Below are 25,139 nucleotides of genomic sequence, written 5' to 3'. Positions count from 1 at the left end.
AACAATAATGAATTTTTATAGTATTACAAAAAAAATTGATAAACTCAAACTTTCGGACTCGCCTCAAAACGACTGGAATGAGCTGCGTACAATATTAGAAAGTGGTAATGAATTCGAAAGATATTTTTATACAAATATGCAAACGCCTGAAATTCCTTACCCGTCTTCAGCATGGGCAAAAGTTTTGTATGAAAATAGACAATTCGAAGATTTAAATGAGTCAGATAAAAAAATCCAATTCGTACAAAGAATTAAATCCAGATATTTACTCTGGACGGTTTCAGAACGGCCATATGAAACTTGGGAAATAATAAAAAGTTTGAATCCCAAGGATCAGCTGATTCAAGCAAATTTCCTCGATGCAGTTAAACAGTTGCCGGCTGATATTTTGGCTGATTGCGTGTCAACTGTATGTAATTATTTAAATATGCATCAATGGATTGTATGGGTTTGGCTTGGTGAGCCTGCGGCAAATATAATGCTGCGGTTGGCTAAACTTGGAAAAGTAGATGATGCGTTAAAGATTGCCAAGATATTGCTTGAAGTCGTAGAATTAAAAGATGATAAGTCTTCTTACACAAGAGAACATTCCAGAATCGAAAAACATGACTATATCGAAATTCTTAAAACTTTTAGAGAAGTTTGGCAGGTTGCTCCTAAGCAATCATTGATTTTAATGTTTGATATTTTGGAACAATATTTAAAATCAAGACAGCAAGAGCAATCTAATGATTATAGTACTTCCATAAATTATTCATTAGATGATTTAGATGGTTCTATACGACAATACAAAGATAGTCCTGTAATTTTTCTTATAAAAAGTATATGTGAGGCTTTAAAATATTTATGTGAAAAACGTCAGGTGGATATTCAAGATATAATGAACTATCTTGAGCAACACAAAGTGGTTATTTATCGGCGATTCAAATTATATCTTCTTAGATATTATAAGGGAACTGAATATACAGAAGAAATTAAAACGATTATCTCTGATGAGAAATATTTCACAGAAAGGAACTTTAAGTTTGAGTATGCTTATTTATTGAGGGACAAATATGATGAGCTTAAAAATACTCCTGAAGTTTTTAACCATTTTCTGGATTGGGTAAATACATACAATCTCGATAAAGATGAAATTTCCAATATTGATGAATGGTTGAAAAAGGAAAAATCTGAACTAAAGTTAGAAGAAGAAATTGAGAAAATAAAAAACTCTCGAAAAGCACGAAAATTGTACATAGTGAAAGATTTGCCGGCCTTCCAAAAATCATATAACGATTTTTTTACCAAATCTGGCACCACAGAAGATAACGTTAAACCAAGACCTATCATAGAATTTGGGGAGGTAAGAGATGTGGCGGAAGATGAGAATTCTCCTAAAACCGCAAATGAATTAAGTAATATGTCCGTACAAGAAGTGCTTTTATATCTGCAGGATGAAAAAAATTATTCCGATATAAAAAAGACAAAGGGGCATTTGTGGCAAACACCCAAAGAGGGATTGAGAGGGGCTTTTCAAAAGGTTGTAAAAGCAAAACGGATGGAATATTTACATGCCGACCTGAATGAATTGTTTAAAATACCTTCAGATTTCCTAAGAAGTTATTTTAATGCTTTAAGAGACAATACCGGAATTCCAGAAAATGAAGTATTTGACTGGCAACAGTTTTTTACTCTTGCGGAAAATTCTTTCAAGAAATTACCCTCTGCAAAAGAACTTCATGATGATACTTATGAGATATATTTGGCCATCGCCAATATAATTGGACAGGCTTGGCAAATAAAAACGACAATGGAATTTAATAGTGAAAATATTAATAGATTATTAAGCATTATTGCGTTCTTGGTAAAAAGTTGGGATTGTGCAGGAGAATCAGATTCCGATTTAGTTCAAATAAGCTGTAACAGGGTTACAGGTGTGGCATTTGAGGCGCTTATAGATTTTGCAGTTTTTCTAAAAGGCAAGACAAAGCCCTTGAAAGCAGAAGCGGATAATATTAATAGAATAGATTATAATTATGATTTGATGTATTTGCCCAGATATATCGAGCTATGTGATTATTTGTTAGAAACTTCCGAGCCATTCAGATTGAGTGTGTTTGGAAATAGAATGACACAACTATTTTATTCAAACGAAAAATGGTTTAAAAAGAATATAGACTTGCTTATTAACGAAAAGAATTGGCAAATTATTTGGTACACATATTTGAAATGGGCAAGACCTTATATCCCTCTTTATAAATTTCTTGTCAAAAAAGGAATTTATGAAAAAGCTATTCTGCAACAAAATGAAGACGACGTAAATGTTTCCAAGGATAGTGAAAAAGTATCAGAATTTTTAGGTAAACACATCGTAATAGCTTATTTTAACGGTTGGGGGTTCAAGGCAAAACAACTATTAAATTTGTATTATGATAATGCTTCGTTAATAGCGAAAAATAGCAGTAATAGTTTTTTCAAAACCGGCTTTGAAAATGCAACCAATGTTAATAAACAAAAAGCAGAGGAACATTGGCGATATAGAAATAATTGGTTCAAGAAAAACCTTGATCATCCTGACAGAATTGAGGAAGCTATAGGGCTTACTAACTGGGTAAAAAAAAGTCCGTTGGATGCTAAAAAAACATTATCTTTGTTACTGGGAACACTTAATTTTACAGATGGAAAAGTCTGTAAAGACGATTCATTTGGTGTACCAGAATTCATTATTCAAGCAATATGTGAAAAAGCAGATGGAAATGAATTGTTAGCATTGAAATGTCTGTTAAAATTCAGTTATGATCCTCGATTAGGCATGTATTCTACAACTTGGGATGGGAAATTTGTTGAATTTGCTAACAAGATAAATTTATTGCCAGCGGATTGTTCTGAACGAAAGAAAATTTGGAAGTTAATGCTCCAGCTTTTAGATAATTACGGACGCATTGGGATTTATCAAACAAAGCCAATGTACTTTAATTTACTTGAATTTTTTAATCGATAACTACCGGCGGGGCGGATGTGTCTGACGTGTTGGACAAGTAGGACGAGTAGGACGCATCTGACATATCTGACAGGTTGGACAAAACGAATTTAAGATTTAAGAAAACGAGATTGCCGCATCGCCGTCCCCTACGAGGTGAACCACGCCATAGTGATGGCGTGGCTAAACGATTCAATAAGCTGCCCCGATGGGATAAGAATTATGTGATTCTGTGGTATGTAGAGCGGGGCGAAACGAATTTGAAATTTAAAATTTAATATTTGAGAAACCATGACGATTACCAATCGCTGACCCCAGCGCTAACGCTTGGGGCTCTGATACTACCCGCTCGCTAACGGTCGCGGCTCTGAAACTACCCGCTCGCTAACCCCCTCTGAATTTGTTTTTCAAGGCAAACAAATTCCTGAAGAATCGGGGGCTTCCGCTTTGCTTCAGCACTCATGGCTCTGATACGAGTCCGGTGGCTTATGAAATTAAAAAATAGTGAAAAGTGAGGCGAAATCGGTTAACATCTCATTTATTATTAAATTTAATAGTTAAAAAAGGTGTTAAATGAACGTTATTGCAATAGACATTGGTAATACAAATATAACAGCGGCATTGTTTCTGGAGGATATCGAAGCGGGTATTGAAAAGACCAGCGGCGAAAAAACTGAAGAACTGACTGCGGTTTTGGAGAATTTCTGGAATCGCGTGCCGTTTGTTAAGGCGGGAAAAGATAAGGATAAGAAACGTGATGCGCGTATTGTTATCGCAAGCGTTAATCCGAAATGGACTGAAGTTGTTAAGCAAATCGCGCAGGAAAAGTTAGACGAAAAAGCGCTCGAAATCGGACTGGGCAAAGATATTCCGCTGCCGATGGGGCTGGATGTTGATAAGCCCGAAGCGGTTGGTGTTGACAGAGTAATGGCGGCGTTCGCGGCGTATTGTGTTGTCGAAGATTCGGTTATTGTTGCGGATTTCGGTACGGCGGTAACAATCGACGCGGTCAATGATAAAGGCATTTTTCTCGGCGGTGTGATTTTGCCGGGGTTCGATATCGCTGCCGATGGGCTGAACAGGCACACGGCGCAGCTTCCGAAGATTGAAAAAGTTAAAGCTCCGCAAAAACCTTACGGCAGAAATACCGAAGAGGCAATTAATAACGGTTTGTATTATTCCGCGATTGGAGCGATTGAAGTTGTTACGAGGCTGTATTCCGAACAGCTTGGCAAATGGCCGCAGACGGTTGTTACCGGCGGAAATATGGAAATTATACGGAGCGGATGCGATTTCGTCGATTCATTTGTCGATGACCTTGTTGTAAAAGGCATTGTGCTGTCGTTCAAGAAATATATTGGCGAGAAGATGTAACCACGAATGAACACGAATAGACACTAATTAAAATGGAAAGAGATTCTTTTGTACTTGCGGGGGTGATGACGGCAAAGGGCGCTGCCGCGATTTCAGGTGTTCAGGTTGTGGGCGAAGGCGCGAATGAGGTAATTCATAAGATTTTCAAATGTTCTGCTTCTGCGTACAAAATCGGCAGCGTCCTGCACGGCAATATCTGTGACGGCGATAAGATTATCGATGAAGTAATAATCGGCTGCGAAGGGGAAAATTCATTCAGCATTAACTGCCACGGCAATCCTATCATCGTCGAGAACATTTTAGAACTGCTGAAAAAGCACGGTGCGAAAATCGTCGATGCGCAGGAGATTATCGCGTATCATGCGTGCAAAAAACACGACGGCAACACAATCGCAATCGAATCTGAAATTGCAATCGCACAGGCGGCAACGCTTGACGGTGCGAAAATAATTCAGCATCAAACGAAAATGGGATTAAAACAAACGGCGGAATGGTTTGCAAAACATATTGATGTGATGAGTCTTGAGGATATAAAAGCAGGTGCGGAACAGATTTTGGCCGATAGTAAAATCGCATCGTATTTTATTAATGGTGCAAAAATTGTGCTCGCAGGGCCGCCCAATAGCGGGAAAAGCACGCTGTTCAATTATCTGTGCGGAAAAGAAAAAGCAATCGTGGCTGATATTGCAGGTACGACAAGAGACTGGCTTAGTGCGAAAATCAGATTGAAAAATATTCAAGCGGAAATTTTCGATACGGCAGGTCTCGACGCGGCGTTGAGTCAGAAAAATATAATCGATGCCGAATCGCAAAAACGAACGGCGGAGTTGGTAAAAAATGCGGATTTGGTTTTGTATATTAAAGACGGAAACGGTTTAATCGCAGATTACACGGATTTCGCGGAAAAAGTAATATTTTGTATTAATAAATGCGATTTGGCGATGGATGTTCTTGCGGATGGTTTTAAAATCAGCGCGAAAACCGGCAGCGGCATCAAAGAGCTTATAAACGAAATTGAAACCTCGCTTGGTGTTGTAGAGTTCGACTTGAAAAAGACCGTCTGCTTTACCGATAGGCAGGTAAAAATAGTTGAGCAAATCTCCGTATCGGAAAATAAAGAGGGAATAAAACAATTAATAGCCTCGTTGCTCAAAAGTTCTTTTAAATAAAGTACTTATGGTTTTTAAAGGTATATTTATTGACAAAAGAGTGGAATTTTGTATAATATATCTTAACTATTTACAATTTTAGATACTTTGGGAAAGGAAGAGAAATTGAAGAAGGCACTTTGTTTACTTGTCATTTTTTTGTCAGCATCATTTTCATTTGGTACGGTAGTCATTTCCTGTCAGGATCTCGGAAATCACATTGTACAGTTAAGCTACGACGCATCAAGCGAATCTTCACTTGTTCGGGCTTTTGCGCTAAATATTTATGCAAGTGATGGTGTTTTTCTGGCAATTGGTAATTATCATACCGGTGAATCTACGGCATCGAATCCGGGATATGGGATTTATCCGGCAACAATAAATATTGGTCCCGATGGAACTGTGATAGATTTTGGTGATCCTTTGGCTGATCCTATGGATCCAGGCTCATCAGGCGGTATAGGCACAAATGGCATTACGCTTGAATTTGGTTCGGGGTATTATGATGACGAAAATGCTCCACTGGCAAGCGGTGTTTTGTGTACATTTACAGTGTCAGAAGATTGCACGATTTCGCTTGCGGAAGAAGATACTTATCGCGGTGGAGTTGTCCTTGAAGATGGAACGCAGGTACAGGCAGTTTGTTATGGCTGTGAGGTTATACCGGAACCAGCAACAATTTGCTTGATTGGTATGGGTGCTGCTTTGCTGCGAAGAAAAAGAATGTAATTCCTTTCCAAATATTCAAAAATATCAAAAGCCCTTGTGATGAGGGCTTTTTTTGTTGGGTATTGTTAAAAGACAGTATTTTTGTATAATACCCGACTATGACACAACAACCGGAAAAATTAACGCCTGCGATGAGGCAATACGATACGTTCAAGAAGAAGTATCCCGACTGTATTTTGTTTTTCAGGATGGGAGATTTCTATGAGACATTCTATAAAGACGCGCAAATCTGTTCGCAGGTCTGCGGGCTTACACTAACCAGCAGAAGCAAAGGCGAAAATCCTGTTCCGCTGGCGGGGATGCCTTTTCACGCGGTTGACAGCTATCTGAAGAAAATGATTAAAGCAGGCTACAAAGTGGCCGTCTGCGAACAAATCGAAAATCCAAAATTTGCACAGGGTGTTGTAAAACGTGATGTCATTCGAATCATTACGCCCGGCACGCTGACCGATGATATGCTGCTGGAGGAAAAGCAAAATAATTTTCTCTGCGCGGTTGGACTCAATTCCAAAACCGCAGCAATAAGCTGGGTTGATATTTCGACAGGGCAATTTTTCGCGCGGACGATTCCGGAAAGTGCGGTAGTAGATGAAATTTTAAGAATTGCGCCTGCGGAATGTATTTTGCCGGATGCACGCGGCGAACTTTTCAGCGAAGAAATAAAAAAACTCGCCTCGCAAATCGAACGCTGCGGCAGTACCGCGATAACTTACCGGCCAAGCTGGTATTTTGAGCCTTACGACGCTTTTAAACGGCTCACCGGACATTTTAATACAAGGACGCTCGAAGGCTTCGGCATAAAAGACGACAGCAGTATCATAAGTCCTGCCGGTGCGATTATCGAATATCTCAAAGAAACGCAAAAGACCGCGCTGGGGCATATTTCAGGTATAAAATTAGTCGAGCAGAAAAAATATCTGCAAATCGACCAGGTAACGCTGCGGAGTCTTGAGGTGCTTTCAACAATCCGCGGCGGAAAAGGCTCGCTTGTCGAGACGATTGACCGGACGCTGACGGGAATGGGCGGCAGGATGTTTCGGCAGTGGATTTGTATGCCTTTGTGCGATTTGGGTGCAATCGAACTGCGGCAGGACGGCGTTGAAGAATTAATCGATAAGAAAAGTTCGCTCGAAGAAATACGCGGGATTTTGAAAAAATTCGCAGACCTCGAAAGAATCGTCGCGCGAATCAGTACGCTGCGGGCAGGGCCGCGGGATATGCTCGCTCTTGCGCAGAGTTTGAAAAAAGCAGAGCCATTAAAGCAAAACATCGCGGGTTTGAGTTCCGATATTTTTATCCGGCTTGCGAAAAACTGCGATACGATGCAGGAGTTTGCGGCGTTACTCGAATCCGCAATCGAGCCGGAGTGTCCGACGCATTTGCGCGACGGAGGCGTTATAAAAGCAGGATTCAACGCCGAACTTGACGAGCTTAAAAATATTTCAAAAGATGCCAGGTCGTTTCTTGCGCAGTATCAGCAGCGGGAAATTGAACGCACAGGCATTGCCAATCTCAAAGTCGGGTTCAACAGCGTTTTTGGATATTATATCGAAATATCAAATTCTAATTCCGATAAAGCGCCTGCCGATTATGTTCGCAAACAGACAATCAAAAACGCCGAGCGGTACATTACCGATGAATTGAAAAAATACGAAGAGAAAATTTTAACCGCAGGCGAGAAAAGTCTTGAGTTAGAACAGAAAATTTTCGAGCAGCTTCGCGTGCAGTGCTGCGGATTTATTCAGAAGATTATGGCATTGGCGGAAATTGTCGCGACTATCGACTGTATTTCAGCCTTTTCGCATCTGGCGGTTTCTCACGGTTATACGCGGCCTAAAATGACAAACGGCAAAGAGCTGGTTATCGTTGACGGTAAGCATCCGGTGCTTGCGGATATTCTTGGCAGCGAGTTTGTGCCGAATGACGTAGAACTTGGAAGTGGTAATAAAGATGGTTCGACTTCGCTCACCACAGGCGATGTTATGATTATCACCGGCCCGAATATGAGCGGTAAAAGCACTTTCATTCGGCAGACCGCATTACTTGTTTTGCTTGCGCAGACGGGAAGTTTTATTCCGGCAAAGCAGGCGGTAATCGGTTTGGCTGACAGGATATTTACACGTGTCGGCGCTTCGGATGAAATCGTGCGCGGGCAATCGACGTTTATGGTTGAGATGACTGAAACAGCCAATATCGTAAATAATGCGACGGATAAATCATTAGTCATTCTCGATGAGGTTGGCAGAGGCACGAGCACATATGACGGGCTTTCACTTGCCTGGGCGATCACCGAACATATCGCAAATCATCTCAAATGCAGGACGCTGTTCGCGACGCATTATCACGAATTGACGGCTCTTGCGGAACTTTTGGTCAATGTCAAAAACTGCAACGTAGCCGTTCGTGAATGGATGGACGAAGTTGTGTTCCTGCACAAAATTGTCGCAGGCGGAACTGATAAGAGCTACGGTATTCACGTGGCGAAACTTGCGGGTATTCCGAAAACTATCCTCGAACGCAGTAAGGAAATTCTGGCAGAACTCGAAAATACCTTCCAAAAAGAGGCCGGCGGCGAAAAACTAACAAAACAGCGGACAAAAGAACCGCAAGAGGGTATGCTTTTCGACCAGAAAGAGAAAGATGTACTCGAAAGAATCAAGAGCCTTGATGTAAATAATCTCACGCCGATTCAGGCGATTAATTTGCTGACGGAAATCAGGGAATTTCTCAAAAAACAATAAGGTTGAATAAAAAGGGTTTGGGTTTATAATTGAAGATTGTAGATTGAAGATTGAAAAATAACTTCAATGGGAGATTTATCACAATCTTCAATTCTTTAATCTTCATTCTTAAATGGAGGTCATTATGTATTGTCAAAAATGCGGTGCAGATAATCTTGAAAACGCAGGGATATGCCAAAGCTGCGGCGGAGTGTTTGTATATAGTAAGCCAATCAAGACCAGCGGTATGGCGATTACCTCAATGATATTGAGCGTAAGCTGCTTTCCGTTTCTCGGGGTTTTTGGAATCGTCTGGATACTCGGACTTGTGTTCGGACTTATCGCGCTGAACAGGATCAACAAATCCGGCGGACAACTCAAGGGCAAAGGTTTCGCTATTGCGGGTATCGCGGTGTCTTCGACTGGACTGGCGATACTTTTAACGCTTGTCGGCGTACTTTTGATTTTCAATTCGGCTTCAACCGTTTCAATTCATAAGAAATTGAAAATGCAGGAAGAAAGCAAACTGCCTGAAATCGCAGGAGTTGTACAGGTTGTTTATGTTGACGGTGACCCGAATAATAATTGCACACTGCCGCTGTTTGTTAAAGAACAGCTTCATGATGATAATGAAATAACAGGCCAAATAGAATGCCCATCACCAATCGGAAAACCGGTAATCGTAAAATGGGAATTTACCGGCGAAGATGGCGGCGAGGAACTCTATAATTTCAACATCACTATTCCTGGCGAAGATAAAACCAAGGTTTTTGTGAAAACGGTAGAATACGACGGCGAAAAAGAAGTTGTATATAAAGACGAGACGGTGAAGGTTGTTTTGACGCCGGTGGAGAAGTAGAAAAATTTAAAATTGAAGATTGTAGATTGAAGATTTGATAATTAAATCAAATATCAAATATCAAAATGCAAAATGACAATGTAAAAATTAAATAGTTGGTCGAAGGCCTTCCACAATCCCCGCCTGCGCGAGGACAAGCTTTGATTTTTAATATTTGATATATTAACTAACACTACTGCGTGGGCTGTCCACAGGATGGCTTCGCCAAAGCCCACCCTACAAGATATTGAGTTTTCAAAGTTTTTTTATCGTTTTTTTAAGAATTGTTTGAACGTCGGCAACATATAAAGCACGGCGAAAACGCCGAGGCATATCAGGCAAATCATTTTAACCTGCTCCTGATAGATTATCCGCCAAAGGATATTTTTCGGGAACGGCCAAAAGATTTTCACGTCATAATGATAAATCGCGTCCACCAAAACGTGCAGCCAAACGCCAAGCACGCCGGAGATTAACATCCTTTTAAATGTCGGCGTGTAATTTATCCTGATAATGTGCATACCCCATTTCAAAATCGGCTGAATAAAATACGCAACGACTCCCCATAACAGTCCGACCACCGCGCCGCCGAGCAGAGTATGCGCATAACGATGGTATGGCCAGCCGAGGTGGAAATATCCAATGAGCAAAACCTCAAGGTCAACAACGACGTTGGCGAGTACAAAGACCGGAAAGTCGAGCCACTTGCGAAAGACATAGCCGATTAGTCCGGATGGTCCAAAATGATAAGGAGTTATTGGCATTAACAAAAAATTAAAAATCAAAAATTAAAATTCAAAATTCAGGATTCGACTTTCAGTCGAGACTATTTTATAATACAGTTTTAAATTTAAATAAGTTCGGGCATTATAGATATAAAAATGAAAATTACAATAATATCTGATATTCACGCACCGTGCAAGGCAGATAATCCAGACATTCGCGGCGATATGGCGGAAATACTGCTTCTGCGAGCGATTAACAGGTTCAATCGATGGATAAAACCCGATTTAGCCATAATCTGCGGAGATTTTGTCGATGGGAACGACAGCGAAATCGCTAAACTCTGGCTGGTCAAACTTCAGCAAATTCTTGGCAAGCTAACTTGTCCTTATATCGCGGTTCGCGGCAATCACGACCCTTCGACGGAGTACTTTTACAAAGTTTTTGAATGCAAAGACCAGCTTGATGTGGCCGGCGTTCGGTTTTTAGTCTTCGACGATAAAGAAGAGCCGATGTTTTGCGCAAGCAGGCCAAACGAACAAATTGAGAGGTTCAAAAACGCGCGGGCAAATTTCAGCGGGCCGATTGTCAGCGTTCAGCATGTGCCGATAGTTCCGCCGGGGATGAGCGAATGTCCGTACGTTTATACCAATTCAGAGCAAATCATCGCCGTGATGAAAAAGTACAAGATTTTTATGTCTGTGTCCGGTCATTATCACAAGGGGCTTGGGCATATTCAATCCGATGGAATAAATTTTATTACGATGCCTGCGGTGAGCGTATCGCCGTTTAAATATATGATTGTGGAAATTGAGGGTGATAAGGTTTCTGTAACGACGGATGATATGCGTTTGCCGTCGGAGTTGGGGCTTGTTGACAGGCACGTGCATACGCAACTTGCGTACTGCTCGGAGAATATGGACGCTGCGCGGATTCTTAATTTATATAAAGATTTGGGGCTGGCAGGTGTTGTCTTCACCGAACACAGCGGACAGCTTTATTTCGAAGATAATCCTTTTTGGACGGGGGAATGTTATAAAAATGGTCTTGCCGGGCTAAATAAAAAACATAACCGGATGGAACAATATTTTGATTTGATGAAGCAAAATAACGTTCCGAAAAAATCAATCGGGCTTGAAGTTGATTTCGATTATGCCGGCAGGGCAATGATAAAACCCGAAGACAGGCAAAGAGTCGGCTTTCTGATAGGCTCGATTCACAAACTTGCGGAGATGTGGAAAGAGACAATCGACTGGGGAGCGGTGAAGCAGGAATATTTGTTCAGAACGGAAGAGATTCTCAAAAGTGGCGTAAGTGTTCTTGCGCATCCGTTTAGAATGTTTCACCGTAATGGCAGCCGGCTGCCGGTGGATTTGTATGAGAAGGTTATAAAATTATTGAAACAATATAACACCGCTGCGGAAGTGAATTTTCACAGTCAGGAAGCGGAATTTGAGTTTGCGAAACTTTGTGTTGAATCAGGCGTTAGACTTTCGCTTTCGAGCGACTGTCACAATATGTACGAACTCGGGGAACTTTGGCCGCACTTGAAAATGCTCGAAAAAGCGGGGGTTTCAAAACAGGATTTTAACAAAGTAGTTTTGTGATTGATTATTAAGGCTAATGCCGATAAAACTTCTGTCGTGAAGAAAAATATAACCAAAACAATTGAAAATAGTACCATCGCCAATATGATGGTCAGCCTGACGGTAACGCTGATGGCGATAGGGGCGGTTTTTGTCTTCAGTGCAAGCGCCCGTATCGATACCGACTATGACTTCCGCAAATTTTACAATTATCCGGAATTCAGGCAGGCGATGTTCTTCGTCGCGGCGATTTTCGTAACAGTATTAGTAAGCCTGATTGATTATCACAAACTGTCGTTTGGGAAGGGGCGATTGTCCGACTGGCTGAAAAATCCGTCATTTTATCTCGTAATGGCCAGTATTCTGATGCTTATTGCTGTATTGATTCCGGGAATCGGCATTGAGGTGAATAATGCACGACGCTGGTTGAGGGTGGGGGCAGGTCCTATAACGCTGAACTTCCAGCCATCCGAATTGGCAAAATGGTCGCTGATATTGTTTTTGCCCGGTGTGGTGGTGATGATGGGAGACAAACTGAAAAGTTTCTTCAAGGGGTTTGTACCACTGTTGAGTCTTGTCGGATTTATTACTCTTCTTATATTAAAGGAAGATTTCGGTACCGCTTTGTTTGTAGCGACGTTGAGTGTTTCGATTTTATTTATAGCCGGTGCGAAATGGTGGCATTTCATAACTCCTGCACCTCTGCTTGTTGCAGTATTCGCGTTTGCGATTATCAGTTCTCCTGAACGAATGGAACGATTGAAATCATTTACGCAACCGAGTGAAGACACCGCGCAAACCAGCGGTTATCAAATTCGCCAATCACTAATCGCAGTGTCAACCGGCGGGATATTGGGCAAGGGACTTGGCGGCGGAATCAGTAAGTACGGACATTTGCCGGAAGATACGACAGATTTTATCTTCGCGATAATAACAGAAGAACTCGGATTTGTCGGGGCGTGTATCATTATTCTGCTGTTTATGACGTTTGCGGTACTCGGCATAATAATAATTCAAAGATGTCCCGACGATTTGGGAAAACTTCTTGCGTTTGGTATAACAATGGCGATTTGTCTTCAGGCGGCGGTGAATCTCGGAGTTGTTACGCAGCTTTTGCCGACAAAAGGTATCGCTCTGCCGTTTATCAGCGCGGGTGGAACGCACCTTTTGCTTACGGCAACGGCAGCGGGATTTCTGGCGGCGGTCGCAAGACACAGCGACAAAACAATTTAATATTTAAAATTGAAGATTTAATATTGAGGATTTGAATACATCCCATTAAATTTAATTTTTATTTTATATTTTTAGAAATGTAATTTTATGAAGCATATTTATTTTGCCGGCGGCGGCACCGGCGGTCATATTTATCCTGCTCTTGCGGTGGCGCAGGAACTTTTAAGAGTTGAACCGGACTGCAAAATCACATTCTTTTGCAGTCAAAGGCCAATAGACACTCGCGTTCTTGGTACGACAGGCTATCGATTCATACCTCTGCCGGTGAGCGGATTTTCGCCTAATCCCATTAAATTTCTAATGTTTATCAAATCCGTAATCACGGCGAAAAAAATCGTTAGAAAAATAATGCTCGAAGATAACAGCGAAGAAAAAATGGTCTTCAGTGTCGGCGGATTTGTTTCAACCGCTCCTGTTCTGGCTGCGAAAAGTCTGAATATTCCGGTGGCAATGCTCAATGTAGATTCCATACCGGGAAAAGCCAATACCTTTCTGGCACGATACGCAAAAGACATTTTTGTTCAGTTTCCAAAAACGAAAAATTATTTCGGATTAAATAATAAAAAAGTAACTATAACCGGCTGTCCATTAAGACGTGAATTTTTTAAGCTTGATGTGGCCGGCATTGTTGAATCGTTGGGATTGAGCCAGAAAAAGAAAATTCTTCTTGTTACCGGAGCGTCCGGCGGTGCACTTAATGTTAACAACACAATAGGCTATCTTTTGGACAGGCTTGAGATTTTTGAGCCGAGTTGGCAAATTGTCCATCTGGCGGGCATTTCGCACTATGACGCGGTTCGGTCGCTTTACAGGAATTGCGAAATAAGCCATAAAATACTGGATTATTGCGATGATATGCCGAGTTTGCTTGCGGCGGCCGACCTTGTAATCGGCCGGGCGGGGGCGATGAGCGTTGCGGAATTCGCGGCGTCGTGTACGCCTGCGATTTGTCTGCCTTATCCCTATCATAAGGATATGCACCAGAAGCAAAACGCACAATTTCTCGTCGATGCCGGCTGCGCGGTGGTGGTCGATGATTTGTGCGATACGGAAAAAACTGCGGCTAAATTGTGGCCGGTGCTTTGCGAGATTATGAGCAATGATGAAAAACGCGGAAATATGCGTAAAAAATGCGAGGCTATCGCGGCTCCGGACGCGGCGGCGGTAATTGTGAAGAAAATTTTAAGTTATTAAAAATATTTGGTTTTTTTTGAACTTAAAACGCTATAAAATACTATAACTATAGAAAAGATGGAATGGTTATGAATCTGATTTGCATACAAAAACACAATATTAAACTCACGGCAGCGTTAGCGATTCTGATGTGCTGCTGTAATGCCGTCAGTTTCGGTCAGGAAGACAATCAGTTAAAAATCAATCAGTGGACATTGTTTAACTCAACAGACGAACAAATACGAGTAGATACGGCAAAAGAGCTTATAGTAGATCCAACGCCTGATGCCAGAAAAATTCTGCTCGAAGCTCTTAACTCAACCGATAATGTCGGCGCACCCAGTTCAGTATGCCAAGCTTTAAGCACCTATCGCAGTTCGGCTTTTCTTATTCCCAACCGATTGGATTTTATACTGCCTCTGATGAATATCCTGCGAGGGGCAAATCCAGATACCGGCAAGCTTGCGGCGCAGGCAATGTTGATTTTCAGTTTAAAGGAAATCAAAAATTACATCGACCCAATCTTTCGAAAACCAGAACTGCCGGATACTACCAGAAAAAACGCGGTTTATGCTCTGAAGCTTCGGCCAGACAAGGAAGCGGTGCTTCAGCTTATTGATCTGCTGGACAGCGACGACCCTGTAATCTCTTCTGCGGCGGTGCAGGCGCTGGACGAGTGGATGCCGATAGGGACAGATAAAAAGAAATGGCAAAAAATACGCGGCGATATCGAACGCGGGAAAATGGATATTGTTCGCGAACGTCTGCTGACCGGCCAGGATAAAATTCGTTCACTTAAGGAAGACGTTCTTAAATGGCAGAAAAGGTATCTCGCTTCACTCGATAATATTTACCTGGCAACGACAGATGACAGCATTCGTGCGAAATTCGTAGCGGAAAATCTCGCGTTCGAGCATCCATCGGTCAAACTCTGGGCAATCGAAAAAATAAATATGTGGCAGAAAAGCGGCAAACCTCTGCCAGTCGATGTGATGCAGAATCCGCTGGTAGCATTAGTTTCCGATAGCGAACCGGAGATACGAATCGCAGCGATAAAACTGCTCGGATTGCTGACGAATATTAATTCGGCAGATGCGCTTGCGTTACAGCTTAAAAAAGAAGTTTTTCCGGATGTAAAGACGGAAATTATAATTGCGCTTAGTCATGTATGTAATTTTGCGCTTTCACCCGGTTCGCAAACACAGATAAATCCGCAAATCAGAATCGATACGTTGCATGCCGCGGTTGATTTTTTCAATGATGTCAAGCCGGTGGAATCGGCGGAAGTAATCCGCAATCTGCTCCTGCAAAATGGACTCGAAGAGTCAGAAGTGAAACCGTATTTCGAGTATATAGCGGCAAACTATCATAAAACACAAGATGAGCAGATTCGCACCCGTTTGCTTGAGGAAATGCAGCGGCTGTGCGGTAATGACAGCTATTACAAAGCAATCGCAGGCGAGGCTTTCAAAGATATATTTGCGTCGGCAATAGACGACAAAAACAGCTTTGTGGCAGAGCCTGCTGTAAGCGGACTTTTGAGAATAGACCAGGCAGGCGCTTTTGCGCTGCTTAAAAGCAAAAATTTTGAAAGCCACACAAGCGGCAAAATACGCGCAGAACTGATTGCGGCCGCAGGGCAAATCGGTACTGCACAAGACCTTCAATGGCTCGAAACACTGGCCGATACCGCCGAAACAGAAGATGAAAGACAAAAAGCGTCAGAAGCAATGATGAATATCTTCCAATATTGCCCAACAGACGCTCTGATTACGTGGGGACAAAAATTATCGGCTAAGGCAAAAACGAAAAAAGACGATATACTGCAAACTAAATCAAGAATGCTGTTCGAGGCGGCAGAGAAAAAAGCCGAGGCAGAACATGATGCCAATGCACTGACTCGTCTGCAGCGAAAACTGGCGGATTCGTATGCCGATGCTTTATTGTATGTGCCGGCGGCGAAATATTACGGAGTACTGCTGCAAAATACGTCCGATCCCAATGAAAAGGAAGAGTTGACGACACAACTGGTCGATGTAAATATCCGCGGCGGTCAAATCGAATCAGTCAAGCAGCTTTTGACCAATACACTTCTTGCCGGCGATATTGGGCCGGACAGGAAAGTCGCGGAAATACTGAATAAGTATTTTTCCGAAAATCGCGGGAAAGACGTTGCAGGGAAATTACTGCGAACGCTTGCGGCCATCGAACTTCCTAAAAACGCTCAATATCCGCTGTGGACAGATCAAATGGCCAGATGGCGAGTTATGTCGGCCAATGCTCCGAAACTGCCGGCTGCCCCGAACAAGGCTGCCGTTGTTCCAGACAGTAATTCCCAAAAATAGCGATGAAATACAAACATATTATCTGGGACTGGAACGGCACGCTGCTCGACGACGCCCGGCTTTGTGTGGAAGTACTCAATTCAATGCTCGCCGGCAGGGGAATGAAAACGACGACCCTTCCGCAATATCAAAACGATTTCGATTTTCCGGTTCTCAATTATTACCTGAAACTCGGGTTCGATTTCTCAAAGGAAGAATACGATGCAGTCGCACGTGAATATATTTCCGCTTATCAGGCTCAATATCAAAAATGTTCCCTGCGCAGCGGAGTTCTGGATTTTATAACGAAACTCAAAAAGGCGGGGCTGTCTCAATCTGTTTTGTCGGCATCGCAGCAGTCCTCGCTGCTGACAGCGATTGAACATTATAAATTAAAAGACTTATTTGAAAATATCTGCGGATTGGACGACTATTACGCGCACGGGAAAGTCGATGCAGGCAAAAAACTGCTGAAAAATCTGTCGGCCAGCGGCCAAGATATACTTCTAATTGGCGATACGACCCACGATTATGAAGTGGCGTGCGAACTAGGTGCCGATTGTATGCTGCTGCCTGCCGGCCATCAGTCCAGGAAAAGACTAATCACGACAGGCGCAAAAGTATGTGATAATTTTAAAGAGGCTGCGAAAATCTTATACGTTGCGCAGTTTTAAAGATCTGCCTATGCGGCGTCTTCTCTTGAGGACTTTGCGTCCACCGGGGGTTCTCATTTTTGCCAAAAACCCGCTTTTTCGCTTCTTTTTAACCTTACTTATACGATGATTTTCCATTTTGCCTCCAGGCAATTAAAATTTAAAACTCAATTTCGGGGTATTATAGGGATTTTTCTTATTTTGACAAGTCTTTTTATCGTTTTTAATTCAGATACGGATTGTGCTTTTTCTCCATCCTGATTATGGAGGCCGGGCCGTGGCCGGGGAGGACTTTTGTGTCGTCCGGCAGTACGAGAATCTTTTTTTGGATGTTTTCAATCAACTGCTGCATGCATTTATGCGCATCATAGCTGGGAAAGTCAGTTCTGCCGACGGAATTGGCAAATAATGTGTCGCCTGTGAATATTGTTTTGTTCTCGCTACTGTAAAGGCAAATTCCGCCTGGTGTGTGGCCGGGCGTGTGGAGAACATCAAATTTGAAACCCGCGAAATCCATCCGGCCTTCTTTTTCAATGAGAATGTCGGCCGGTTTGCTTTCAATTCTTTCGCCTACCATAGCGGAACAATTTTTTACTGCACTGGCGAGCATTTCGGCGTCCGCTTTGTGGATATAAACCTTAATGTTCTTGTATGCTTCGCGCAAGAATTCAACGCCAGCGATGTGATCGCCGTGGCCGTGGGTGAGAACTAACGCCAGCGGGTTAAGATTGTTCTGCTCAAGATATTCAAGCAGCGGGTCGTTGTCTAAGCCGGTGTCTATAATCAGACAGTCCGCTGAATTGTCTTTGCGGAGGATGTAACAATTGTTTTCATACGCGCCTAATACTAATGTGTTTATCTGCATCAGAAGTTGCCTTTACTTTTGTGTCTGAACAAAATCCGAGGGAATTTGAAAATCAAAAACTTCCCTTTTTACAGGTTTTGAAATTTCAACTTTGTTCAGCTTTATTGTTATCTCTTCGCTGTCGGTTGTTGACGCGGTGAAGATGACAGGGATGTTGAGTTTGGAATCGATAGTAATATTAACCTGTTTGTAAGTTTTGAAATATCTGGAATTTTCTTTCGGAATCAGATTTAGAACATTGCCAATTGAAATGGTATTGAAATCCTGTGCGATTTCCTGCGGTTTTGCCAAACCTATTATCGGGAAATAATCCTGCACAAGCTCTAACGGCTCAATACTGTTATTATCCTTTGCGTACAGCTCTGTAACGACCGATTTGCTCTGGTAGTCGATTCGCGTCAGTTTTATGCCGTCGAAAATATATTCTTCTCTGTATTTCTGCTCTTTTGACTCGTCCTGCTTTAACGTTTTAAAATTAATTCTCAACGCCGAACTGTTCGCGTCTTTTTGATAGAATATTTCACCTGTTCTGATTGTTTGTGTTTCGAATAGCGGCTGCGAGTGAGTGTATTCGACTTCGGCAGTGAGATTTTTCAGATTCGCAGCAGACTGATTCAATTTTTCAATTATTTTTGTAACGTCATTGGCATCACCGGCAAAACAAGTGCTTGCGAATACGAGCGAAACAAATATTAAAATACTTTTTTTCATTTTATTCCCGGTTCTATGTTCTATTTATTATATCTATTATTTCCGTCAGGCTGTCAATGGTGAAATCGGCGAAAGAGGCGAATTGTTCGGACTTTTCAGAATTCTTCATCAGTACCGCTATCGCACCGGCGGCTTTTGCTGATTGCAGGTCAAATAAATAATCGCCAATAACCAGCGTTTCGGCCGGCTCGACATTGAAGTGTCTGCAAAGTTTTTCCACGCCGTAAGGATGCGGCTTTACCGGCTTGTCTTCGCGGTCAACGACAGCGTCAAATATCAGATTGTGTTTTTGGGCGACTGCCGAGGCGTTCGAGCGGGTATTTCGAGTCAGGATGCCGATGGGAATTTTCATTTCGACAAGTTTTTTAAAAGTTTCTGCTGCGCCTTTGTTCAGCGTTGAATGTTCTATTGAGGCCTGTTCGTATTTGTAAAGAATTGCATCCGCTTTTTCTCTTTGAGCGGGAGTCATCTTTTCCATTTCTTCCAGCAGCGGGCCGGCATTCGGCGCAAGGCCGATTTCTTCCCGTATTTCATCGAAATTCAGGTATGGCTCGGTTATTGTGCCGTCTAAATCGAATATTACCGCTTTAATTTTTTTCATTTGTATATAATTTACCAAATTAATGGGAAATTATACATTAAAATCTCCATTGCTTATTTGCCGAGCAGTTCGATAAACGCCTTGAGGTTTTTGTTCATAATGCGGTTTTTGTGGATTATCATGCCGGTCGGGCGGGTGAATTTTCCGTTGTCAAACGGAATGGCTTTCAAAGTTCCGCTTGCCAGCTCGTGCTGTATCGTGGTCACGGGCATAATGCTTATCACGTTGTTCATTTCAACGACACGCTTGATGATTTCCACGTTGTCAAACTCCATCGCGGGTTTAACCACGACATTGTATTTCAAAAGAAGCTGGTCAATCCAGTTACGCGTCGGCAGATTTCCTGCGAAAGCTACGAAAGGCTGGTACTGAACCATATAAATATCAATTGAAGTTTTTTTTGCGAACGGGTGCTGCGGGCCGCAAACCAATACCAACGGCTCGTCAACGAAATCGAAAATCTGTATATCCGGATGATTCCTCGGCGCTGCGACGAAGCCGACATCTATTTTGCCAAGCAGCAGCCGATTGTAAATGTCTGTGTCGCTTAGATATTCAATGTCGAGATGCACCTGCGGATGAAGCTCGATAAACTTTTTAATGTAATTTTGCAGACTGTGGATTCCAATGCTGTATATGGCGGCTATGCTGATTTTGCTCTTCGAGGAATTTTTCAGGAAATTAAGGCCGCTGTGAAAATTCTCGTATCTGCTGATAATGTCTTTGCACGTGTTGTAAAATAGCTCTCCGGCGGCAGTCAGGCCGAAAGATTTTCTGTTGCGGTCGATGAGCGCAGTATTAAACGCTTTTTCAAGCTGCGCGAGCTGCTGCGAGACGGCCGACTGGCTAATCATATTCTTCTGGGCGGCGCCTGAAAAACTTTTTAACTCCGCTAAATCGCAGAAAATCTGGAGCGTTTCAATTTGCATATCATTTACTCAAACTGACCGATGGTCAGGTTTGAAAATTAAAAATCAAAAATAAAAAATCAAAATTGCGGATACGGCCAACCGGCCGAAACTGTTTTATTTAAAACTTTTTTCATAACTATTGTTTTTTTTAGATAAGATTGAGTCATTTACAGTAAAGAATAAATCGCTGCTCGACCGCATTGGCGTAAAGATTGAGAGTTCTGCCGGGAATCGCCTTGGGCGGGTCTATAACTTTAATGGTGTCCGTCCAGTTCTGTGCCTGCGGATAAATATTTAAAAGCTCGTTAGGCGAGTTATTAAAGAAATCCGCTCTCAATATATTGCTTTTTCTGTACGGCAGCAGGCCAAGATACAGCGTTTCGCTTTCAATCAGGTCGTTGAAGAAATGTGTGCCGAGCGAAACATCCGACGACATATCCTTGTTCAAAATGGCAATCTCGACAAGAACGCTGATGGTGTTAATTTCCTGATATGAAACCGGAACGCCAAGCGAAGGCGTGCTTGTGCCCCATCGGCCGGGGCCAATCAGCATTACCGTTTTCTCTATTTCGTTTTCGAGGTGAGTTAGTTTGCCAATCTGTCGGGCAAGCTCATATCGTTCTGAAATTTTTAAATTAGCATACTGTTCCGGCGATACATATATCAGCCTGTCGATGGCGATGTGTCGTGCCTGTCCGATGACGGGGCCGGTCGCGTCGATAATCAAATCTTTTGAATTTTTAGGCTCCTTCGGGACTGCTAACGCTCCGCCGCCTTTTTGCTCTAAAGGCCTGCATTGCAGAATGTTGATTTTAAATTCATTTTCATTCAGGAAATTAACGGTGAACTCCACATCGACCGGCGCGCCGTAAACATCCTGAATTGTCTTGAGTATTTCACGCATCTCTTTTGCGAAATCAGTTTTGGTCAGCAGTTTTTCAAAAGTCAGCGACCAACTGAAAATATCCTTTCGGCCAAGCTGCGCGGCTCTTTGTTCCATTTCCCTGTCGCGAGAAGCGAACAAATCGAACAGAATCGCATCATCCGTCGCGGCGGCGGCGATTTCCTGATATTGTTTTGTAGCGAACTCTCTTGCCTCCAGGTCGATGCAGTCAACTTTCTGCTGCGTGAATCTTCTTGCGTCTTCGCCGGACTGGGGCGTTCTTGCCGGTGCGTTCAGTGCGACGATTCTTGCGTAATCGTCGTCGTTGCGGTCAACGGCGCGCGTGCCAAGTCCGAAGACAAGCCTTGTCATGCCGGCTTTGGGGTCTATTTCCTCGTTCCAGACATACGGATTAAACGAAAGCGAAACGCCTGCCGCCTGCGGATAAAAATATCTGCCGTGCGGTGCGCCTGAAACACGCTGCACCAGAATGCCCATCGGCTCGTCTTTTTCGAGCAGTCCCCATTTGTCCCTGTACATCAGCGCATCTTCGCTCATACTGCTGGCGTAAATTTTTCGTATCGCGTCGGTGAACTCTTTGAGTCTCTGCTGTCTTGTTCCCTGATTCGTGCAGAAAAAGCTTTCGTATTTTCCGGCGAACGCATTGCCGTAATTGTCCTCGAGCAGTGAACTTGAACGGACAATAATCGGGCTTTGGCCGAAGTAGTCGAGTAAATCGCTGAATTGCTTCATAATGTATTCCGGGAAGTCGCCCTGCAGGATTCTTTGTCTGCCCTCGGCGGCGCCGTCGAGAAAATTAGTGCTTGTTCGCTGCTTCTGGCGTATCCACCAGACTTTGTTTCTTACGAGATATGTATAAAACACATCGGAACCGATGAAAAATGAATCGTGCGGTTCGAGCAAATTTTTGTATCGCGGGTCTGTCTTTTCGAGTATCGCTCTTGCCAGCAGCATACCGACGCTTTTGCCGCCGATGAGGCCGGTTCCTATCATTCTGCGTCTTATACGCAAAACGTCGGCCATCGTCATATACCGACGCGCGATTTTTAAAATGCGGTCGTCTCGCGAAACTGCCATCCGGACTATCTGCTCAAATTTTTTGTCAATGTCTTCTCGCGTACATTCATAATTCTCGAAATCTTTGAGCAAACGTTCGGCATCCTGGAAAGTTTTTGCCCAGAAGCCCAGCCTTTCGTTGGCGACGTCAAGTTCCAAACCCCTAACGTTCGACAGTATTTCCGTTATTGTGCCGCTGTCGCGGACGGGGAGGAAATCATCGTCCTGCCAGACGTGAATCATATTCATCGTCGTCGAATATCTGCCGTCAACTTTTAACGGATGTACATACTTTTTATTTTTATAGTTGTAAGTGTTAATGACCACCTGTGCGGTTTCGACGATAGGCCTTGTCGCGTGATAGGAATGATAATCGCGGAGCAGGGTAAATGTTGTTACGGTTTGCGCATAATAAAGATAAGGACAGACCTGCATAAAGAAATTGCCCAGCATTCTGTCGTTGCACCATGCTGACGTCAGTTCGCTTAGGCAATCGAAAAGATAATAATGTCCCTTGCCGAACTGATTTATTACGGTGTGTACTTTCGATGTGAACGTCTCAAATCCGAGATTCGGGTCAAGCTCAATTACATTTGCACCTTCCTCGGCGGTTACGAAAGGGGCGTGGCTGCCGAAGCGAAAATATACAAGTTCCCATCCGCTGCCGAGCGCGTTTTTGCAATATGCTTTGACGAACGGCAAAAAATCCTCGATGCTGTCAACCTGCCAAACAATGTTGTCGCCCGGCAGTACCTGTTTGATTATCTTGTCGAATCCCGGCAAACCTGTGCTTAATCTTTCATTCGGCTTCATTTTTTCCTCAATGTAAGGGTTAATATCGCCTGTTTTTGTGCCTATTATAAGCTGTACTTATACAAGATATAATCATTTAAAATTGGATTTTTCAGTTTTTTAGGCCTAAAATCAGCTTAAACAGCTTGTTTTTGCCAAATTTCAGTGAAGAGCATTATTAACATATTTTATTGAAATAGCAAGAAAAAACCCTTATTTCTATGGAGGTACCCAAAATGTCATCTAAAAAAGTAATTGAGAGTGTTTATGAGCAGGTGCTCAAGCGTAATCCGGGTGAGACTGAATTTCACCAGGCAGTAAAAGAGGTTCTCGAAAGTTTGGTTCCTGTGCTCGACGATAATCAAAAATACGTCGATGCGAGGATTCTTGAAAGAATCGTTGAGCCGGAAAGAGTTCTGATGTTCAGAGTTCCGTGGATTGACGATGCAGGCAAAGTACAGGTCAACAGAGGCTTCCGTGTTCAGTTCAACAGTGCAATCGGACCATACAAGGGCGGCATCCGTTTCCATCCAAGCGTTTACCTGGGAATTATTAAATTCCTCGGCTTCGAGCAGATTTTCAAAAATTCACTCACCGGTTTGATGATGGGCGGCGGCAAAGGCGGCAGCGATTTTGACCCGAAAGGCAAAAGCGATAATGAAGTTATGCGTTTCTGCCAGAGCTTTATGACAGAGCTTTGCAAACATATCGGCGCAGATACTGACGTGCCGGCAGGCGATATCGGCGTCGGCGGTCGTGAAGTCGGTTATATGTTCGGCCAGTATAAGAGAATTCGCAACGAATTCGTCGGCGTTCTTACAGGCAAAGGCCTGCAATGGGGCGGCAGCTTGGTTAGAACTGAAGCGACAGGTTACGGTCTGGTTTATATCGTTGATGAATGGCTGAAGGAAAAAGGCGGCAGCTTCAACGGCAAGACTGTTGTCGTCAGCGGTTCGGGTAACGTCGCGATTTACGCAACTGAAAAAGTTCAGCAACTCGGCGGCAAAGTTGTGGCGATGAGCGATTCAAACGGTTTCATCTATGATCCGCAGGGAATCAAGCTCGATACAGTAAAACAGATTAAAGAAGTTGAAAGAAAGAGAATTAAGGAATATTGCTCGATTCACAAGAGCGCAAAGTACACCGAAGGCTGCAACGGCATCTGGACTGTAAAATGCGATGTCGCTCTTCCGTGTGCAACGCAGAACGAACTCGACGGCGCAAGTGCAAAGATTCTGGTAAAGAACGGCTGTCAGGTTGTTGCTGAAGGCGCGAATATGCCTACTACACCGGAAGGCGCAGACATTTTCATTGAAAGTAAAGTCGGATTCCTGCCGGGCAAAGCGGCAAACGCAGGCGGCGTTGCGGTATCGGGTCTGGAAATGGCACAGAACAGCCAGAGATACGCATGGACGTTTGAACGTGCAGACGCTGAATTGAAGAATATTATGGTCAATATCTTCAAGAATATCAGCGGCGCTGCTGAAAAGTACGGCCAGAAAGGCAATTACATCGTTGGCGCAAATATCGCCGGCTTTGTGAAAGTCGCTGATTCAATGCTCGCACAGGGCGTTATATAAGTTTCGTAACATTTTAGTCGAATGTAGAAAAGCGGAAAGTTGCCTTCGGCAACGGCTTTTTTACGCTGGATTCCCGCCTGCGCGGGAATGACAAGTGGTGTTTGAACACTTGGCTAAAATATTATTAAGTTTCAAGATTTTCTAAATTCGAAAGGGCTTTTCCTTTATGGAAATGCCCTTTTTTGTTTATAAATGCTGATATAGTTGAAGGGAAAGGAAAAATATTGATTTTTAGATAAAAGTTTGTACACTCACA

The 25,139-nt window shown here is 43.0% G+C and carries 19 protein-coding genes; 12 read left to right on the top strand and 7 right to left on the bottom strand.

Annotation, left to right across the window (positions count from 1 at the left end; genetic code table 11):
- Positions 1–7 precede the first annotated feature (7 nt).
- The 6 genes from LLF92_05900 to LLF92_05875 all read left to right on the top strand — a co-directional run bounded on the left by LLF92_05900 (position 8) and on the right by LLF92_05875 (position 9,792).
- Positions 8–2,983: a hypothetical protein gene (locus LLF92_05900; protein MCE5340646.1), complete on the top strand. Its 2,976-nt coding sequence runs from the start codon at positions 8–10 to the stop codon at positions 2,981–2,983.
- Between the two features lie 552 nt (positions 2,984–3,535).
- Positions 3,536–4,336: a type III pantothenate kinase gene (locus LLF92_05895; protein ID MCE5340645.1), complete on the top strand. Its 801-nt coding sequence runs from the start codon at positions 3,536–3,538 to the stop codon at positions 4,334–4,336.
- 32 nt (positions 4,337–4,368) lie between these two features.
- Entirely contained in the window at positions 4,369–5,505 is a 1,137-nt protein-coding gene (locus LLF92_05890; protein MCE5340644.1) for a 50S ribosome-binding GTPase, read from the top strand.
- Positions 5,506–5,610: 105 nt separating this feature from the next.
- Positions 5,611–6,213: a PEP-CTERM sorting domain-containing protein gene (locus tag LLF92_05885; GenBank protein ID MCE5340643.1), complete on the top strand. Its 603-nt coding sequence runs from the start codon at positions 5,611–5,613 to the stop codon at positions 6,211–6,213.
- Between the two features lie 98 nt (positions 6,214–6,311).
- Entirely contained in the window at positions 6,312–8,954 is a 2,643-nt protein-coding gene (gene mutS, locus LLF92_05880; GenBank protein ID MCE5340642.1) for a DNA mismatch repair protein MutS, read from the top strand.
- A 124-nt stretch (positions 8,955–9,078) separates the two neighbouring features.
- Positions 9,079–9,792, top strand: coding sequence for a DUF4190 domain-containing protein (locus tag LLF92_05875; GenBank protein MCE5340641.1), 714 nt, complete (start codon positions 9,079–9,081; stop codon positions 9,790–9,792).
- A 245-nt stretch (positions 9,793–10,037) separates the two neighbouring features.
- On the opposite strand, the gene LLF92_05870 is transcribed toward LLF92_05875, so the two are convergent.
- Positions 10,038–10,535 (bottom strand): metal-dependent hydrolase, encoded by a 498-nt coding sequence (locus tag LLF92_05870; protein ID MCE5340640.1) that lies wholly within the window; start codon positions 10,533–10,535, stop codon positions 10,038–10,040.
- Between the two features lie 117 nt (positions 10,536–10,652).
- Here LLF92_05870 and LLF92_05865 point away from each other — a divergent pair, with 117 nt between their 5' ends.
- The 5 genes from LLF92_05865 (at position 10,653) to LLF92_05845 (ending at position 17,484) form a co-directional block, all read left to right on the top strand.
- Entirely contained in the window at positions 10,653–12,101 is a 1,449-nt protein-coding gene (locus tag LLF92_05865; protein ID MCE5340639.1) for a metallophosphoesterase, read from the top strand.
- Entirely contained in the window at positions 12,102–13,313 is a 1,212-nt protein-coding gene (locus LLF92_05860) for a putative lipid II flippase FtsW (GenBank protein ID MCE5340638.1), read from the top strand. It abuts the gene before it with no gap.
- An 87-nt stretch (positions 13,314–13,400) separates the two neighbouring features.
- Positions 13,401–14,507 carry a UDP-N-acetylglucosamine--N-acetylmuramyl-(pentapeptide) pyrophosphoryl-undecaprenol N-acetylglucosamine transferase gene (locus tag LLF92_05855; protein ID MCE5340637.1) on the top strand — a complete coding sequence of 369 codons (1,107 nt, stop codon included), beginning with the start codon at positions 13,401–13,403 and terminating at the stop codon, positions 14,505–14,507.
- A 68-nt stretch (positions 14,508–14,575) separates the two neighbouring features.
- Entirely contained in the window at positions 14,576–16,831 is a 2,256-nt protein-coding gene (locus LLF92_05850) for a HEAT repeat domain-containing protein (protein ID MCE5340636.1), read from the top strand.
- A 2-nt stretch (positions 16,832–16,833) separates the two neighbouring features.
- Positions 16,834–17,484, top strand: a complete 651-nt coding sequence (locus LLF92_05845) for an HAD hydrolase-like protein (protein ID MCE5340635.1) — start codon at positions 16,834–16,836, stop codon at positions 17,482–17,484.
- On the opposite strand, the gene rpmH is transcribed toward LLF92_05845, so the two are convergent.
- The 6 genes from rpmH to LLF92_05815 all read right to left on the bottom strand — a co-directional run bounded on the left by rpmH (position 17,464) and on the right by LLF92_05815 (position 23,324).
- Positions 17,464–17,601, bottom strand: coding sequence for a 50S ribosomal protein L34 (gene rpmH / locus LLF92_05840; GenBank protein MCE5340634.1), 138 nt, complete (start codon positions 17,599–17,601; stop codon positions 17,464–17,466). The genes LLF92_05845 and rpmH overlap by 21 nt on opposite strands.
- An 85-nt stretch (positions 17,602–17,686) precedes the next feature.
- Positions 17,687–18,328 carry an MBL fold metallo-hydrolase gene (locus tag LLF92_05835; protein ID MCE5340633.1) on the bottom strand — a complete coding sequence of 214 codons (642 nt, stop codon included), beginning with the start codon at positions 18,326–18,328 and terminating at the stop codon, positions 17,687–17,689.
- A gap of 12 nt (positions 18,329–18,340) precedes the next feature.
- Positions 18,341–19,039, bottom strand: coding sequence for a hypothetical protein (locus LLF92_05830; protein ID MCE5340632.1), 699 nt, complete (start codon positions 19,037–19,039; stop codon positions 18,341–18,343).
- Positions 19,040–19,052: 13 nt separating this feature from the next.
- Entirely contained in the window at positions 19,053–19,640 is a 588-nt protein-coding gene (locus LLF92_05825) for an HAD family hydrolase (GenBank protein ID MCE5340631.1), read from the bottom strand.
- Positions 19,641–19,693: 53 nt separating this feature from the next.
- The gene (locus LLF92_05820) at positions 19,694–20,569 is read right to left on the bottom strand and encodes a LysR family transcriptional regulator (GenBank protein MCE5340630.1); all 876 of its coding nucleotides are present in this window, start codon (positions 20,567–20,569) and stop codon (positions 19,694–19,696) included.
- Between the two features lie 145 nt (positions 20,570–20,714).
- Positions 20,715–23,324, bottom strand: coding sequence for a PEP/pyruvate-binding domain-containing protein (locus LLF92_05815; GenBank protein ID MCE5340629.1), 2,610 nt, complete (start codon positions 23,322–23,324; stop codon positions 20,715–20,717).
- Positions 23,325–23,539: 215 nt separating this feature from the next.
- Between LLF92_05815 and gdhA the strand changes: the two genes are divergently transcribed.
- Positions 23,540–24,883, top strand: a complete 1,344-nt coding sequence (gene gdhA / locus LLF92_05810) for an NADP-specific glutamate dehydrogenase (protein ID MCE5340628.1) — start codon at positions 23,540–23,542, stop codon at positions 24,881–24,883.
- Positions 24,884–25,139 lie beyond the last annotated feature (256 nt).

The organism is Planctomycetaceae bacterium (assembly GCA_021371795.1).
Taxonomy (GTDB): Bacteria; Planctomycetota; Phycisphaerae; order Sedimentisphaerales; family UBA12454; genus UBA12454.
This window is presented reverse-complemented; position numbering and strand designations above follow the sequence as displayed.

Excerpts from the sequence above, each read along its gene's own strand:
- LLF92_05900 (MCE5340646.1), top strand. The coding sequence starts at position 8 with ATGAATTTTTATAGTATTACAAAAAAAATTGATAAACTCAAACTTTCG.
- LLF92_05895 (MCE5340645.1), top strand. The coding sequence starts at position 3,536 with ATGAACGTTATTGCAATAGACATTGGTAATACAAATATAACAGCGGCA.
- LLF92_05890 (MCE5340644.1), top strand. The coding sequence starts at position 4,369 with ATGGAAAGAGATTCTTTTGTACTTGCGGGGGTGATGACGGCAAAGGGC.
- mutS (MCE5340642.1), top strand. The coding sequence starts at position 6,312 with ATGACACAACAACCGGAAAAATTAACGCCTGCGATGAGGCAATACGAT.
- LLF92_05875 (MCE5340641.1), top strand. The coding sequence starts at position 9,079 with ATGTATTGTCAAAAATGCGGTGCAGATAATCTTGAAAACGCAGGGATA.
- LLF92_05870 (MCE5340640.1), bottom strand. The coding sequence starts at position 10,535 with ATGCCAATAACTCCTTATCATTTTGGACCATCCGGACTAATCGGCTAT.
- LLF92_05865 (MCE5340639.1), top strand. The coding sequence starts at position 10,653 with ATGAAAATTACAATAATATCTGATATTCACGCACCGTGCAAGGCAGAT.
- LLF92_05855 (MCE5340637.1), top strand. The coding sequence starts at position 13,401 with ATGAAGCATATTTATTTTGCCGGCGGCGGCACCGGCGGTCATATTTAT.
- LLF92_05850 (MCE5340636.1), top strand. The coding sequence starts at position 14,576 with ATGAATCTGATTTGCATACAAAAACACAATATTAAACTCACGGCAGCG.
- LLF92_05845 (MCE5340635.1), top strand. The coding sequence starts at position 16,834 with ATGAAATACAAACATATTATCTGGGACTGGAACGGCACGCTGCTCGAC.
- rpmH (MCE5340634.1), bottom strand. The coding sequence starts at position 17,601 with ATGGAAAATCATCGTATAAGTAAGGTTAAAAAGAAGCGAAAAAGCGGG.
- LLF92_05835 (MCE5340633.1), bottom strand. The coding sequence starts at position 18,328 with ATGCAGATAAACACATTAGTATTAGGCGCGTATGAAAACAATTGTTAC.
- LLF92_05830 (MCE5340632.1), bottom strand. The coding sequence starts at position 19,039 with ATGAAAAAAAGTATTTTAATATTTGTTTCGCTCGTATTCGCAAGCACT.
- LLF92_05825 (MCE5340631.1), bottom strand. The coding sequence starts at position 19,640 with ATGAAAAAAATTAAAGCGGTAATATTCGATTTAGACGGCACAATAACC.
- LLF92_05820 (MCE5340630.1), bottom strand. The coding sequence starts at position 20,569 with ATGCAAATTGAAACGCTCCAGATTTTCTGCGATTTAGCGGAGTTAAAA.
- LLF92_05815 (MCE5340629.1), bottom strand. The coding sequence starts at position 23,324 with ATGAAGCCGAATGAAAGATTAAGCACAGGTTTGCCGGGATTCGACAAG.
- gdhA (MCE5340628.1), top strand. The coding sequence starts at position 23,540 with ATGTCATCTAAAAAAGTAATTGAGAGTGTTTATGAGCAGGTGCTCAAG.